Origin of the sequence: Actinomadura sp. RB99, assembly GCF_014706005.1 — a bacterium.
Classification (GTDB): domain Bacteria; phylum Actinomycetota; class Actinomycetes; order Streptosporangiales; family Streptosporangiaceae; genus Spirillospora.
Window position 1 is genome coordinate 1 of sequence record NZ_JABMCA010000161.1, and the last position, 2,226, is coordinate 2,226.

Annotated in this window: 2 protein-coding genes and 1 pseudogene; all 3 read left to right on the forward strand. The window is 69.0% G+C overall.

Going from position 1 to position 2,226, the window contains the following annotated elements:
• A pseudogene (locus tag amrb99_RS49225) lies at positions 1-350 on the forward strand (deoxyribose-phosphate aldolase); the annotation flags it as partial.
• 2 nt (positions 351-352) lie between these two features.
• A complete protein-coding gene (locus amrb99_RS49230) occupies positions 353-1,783 on the forward strand; it encodes an aldehyde dehydrogenase family protein (RefSeq protein WP_194737883.1) in 1,431 nt (476 codons plus the stop codon).
• The coding region (locus amrb99_RS49235; RefSeq protein WP_190869001.1) for an aldehyde dehydrogenase family protein at positions 1,776-2,226 on the forward strand (451 nt) is incomplete at its 3' end. The genes amrb99_RS49230 and amrb99_RS49235, both read left to right, overlap by 8 nt.

The window sequence follows — 2,226 nt, forward strand, 5'->3', positions numbered from 1 at the left end:
GGCGTGCCTCGTGGTTGGCGATGCGGGCGGGCGCGGACTTCATCAAGACCTCGACCGGGAAGGTGTCTCCGGCGGCGACGTTGCCGGTGACGCTGGTGATGCTGGAGGCCGTCCGCGACTATCGGGCGGCGACGGGCCGTCAGGTCGGGGTGAAGCCGGCGGGTGGGATCCGTACCACCAAGGATGCGATCAAGTATCTGGTGCTGGTGAACGAGACCGCGGGCCAGGACTGGCTGTCGCCTGACTGGTTCCGGCTGGGTGCTTCCAGTGTGTTGAACGATCTGCTGATGCAGCGCCGCAAGCTGTCCACCGGGGTGTACTCCGGTCCCGACTACTTCACCCTGGACTGATCATGGTGTTCGAGTACGCGCCGGCCCCCGAGTCCCGGTCGGTCGTCGACATCCGCCCGTCGTACGGGCTGTTCATCGACGGCGAGTTCACCGACGGGCACGGGGAGCCGTTCAAGACGATCAACCCGGCCGACGAGAGCGTGCTGGCCGATGTGGCGTGCGCCGACGAGGCGGATGTGGACCGTGCCGTGGCGGCGGCGCGGCGGGCGTTCGAGACGGTGTGGGGGCCGATGCCGGGCGCTGAGCGCGCCAAGTACCTGTACCGGATCGCCCGCATCATCCAGGAACGCTCCCGCGAGCTGGCCGTTTTGGAGTCGATCGACAACGGCAAGCCGATCCGCGAGTCCCGCGATGTGGACGTTCCGCTGGTGGCGGCGTGGTTCTTCTACTACGCCGGCTGGGCCGACAAGCTCGGCCACGCCGGGTTCGGTCCGGACCCGCGTCCGGTGGGTGTGGCGGGGCAGGTGATTCCGTGGAACTTTCCGCTGCTGATGCTGGCGTGGAAGATCGCGCCGGCGTTGGCCTGCGGGAACACGGTCGTGTTGAAGCCGGCGGAGACCACGCCGCTGACCGCGCTGCTGTTCGCCGACATCTGCCGCCAGGCCGACCTGCCGCCCGGTGTCGTCAACATCATCACCGGCGCCGGAGAGACGGGTCGCGCGCTGGTCGCCCACCCCGGGGTCGACAAGGTCGCCTTCACCGGTTCCACCGACGTCGGCCGCCAGATCGCCCGCACCCTGGCCGGAACATCGAAGAAGCTCACCTTGGAGTTGGGTGGCAAGGCCGCCAACATCGTCTACGCCGACGCCCCCCTCGACCAGGCCGTCGAGGGGATCGTGAACGGGATCTTCTTCAACCAGGGGCATGTGTGCTGCGCGGGGTCGCGGCTGCTGGTGCAGGAGTCGGTCGCGAGTGAGGTGCTGGAGCGGTTGAAGGCGCGGATGGCGACGCTGCGGGTCGGTGACCCCCTGGACAAGAACACCGACATCGGCGCGATCAACTCCGCCGCGCAACTGGACAAGATCCGCGAACTGTCGGCGGCCGGCGAAGCGGAGGGCGCGGACCGTTGGGCGCCGCCGTGTGAGCTGCCCGACCGCGGGTTCTGGTTCCCGCCGACGGTGTTCACCAATGTGGCGGCCTCGCATCGGATCGCGCGGGAGGAGATCTTCGGGCCGGTGCTGTCGGTGCTGACGTTCCGCACCCCCGACGAGGCGGTCACCAAGGCCAACAACACTCCCTACGGGTTGTCGGCGGGGATCTGGACCGACAAGGGCTCGCAGATCCTGTGGACCGCGCAGCGGCTGCGCGCTGGGGTGGTGTGGGCCAACACCTTCAACAAGTTCGACCCCGCCTCCCCGTTCGGCGGCTACAAGGAATCGGGACACGGCCGCGAAGGCGGACGCCACGGACTGGAGCCCTACCTCAATGTCTGAACGGCTGGCTGTACGCAAGACCTACAAGCTCTACATCGCCGGGGCGTTCCCCCGGTCCGAATCCGGCAGGACCTACGTGGTGAACGACGCCAAGGGCGCCTTCGCGGCCAACGCCGCCCAGGCCTCCCGCAAGGACGTCCGCGACGCGGTCGCGGCGGCCCGCAAAGCCTTCGGCGGCTGGTCCGGGCGGACCGCCTACAACCGCGCGCAGATCCTCTACCGCATCGCCGAGATGCTGGAAGGGCGCCGCGACCAGTTCATCACCGAGGTCCGCCACGGCGGCGCGTCCAAGACCCACGCCGCCACCCAGGTCGACGCCGCCATCGACCGGTGGGTCTGGTACGCCGGATGGGCCGACAAGATCACCGCCGTCACCGGCGCCGCCAACCCCGTCACCGGCCCCTACTTCAACTTCTCCACCCCCGAACCCACCGGCATCGTCG

Excerpts from the sequence above, each read along its gene's own strand:
- amrb99_RS49230 (WP_194737883.1), top strand. The coding sequence starts at position 353 with ATGGTGTTCGAGTACGCGCCGGCCCCCGAGTCCCGGTCGGTCGTCGAC.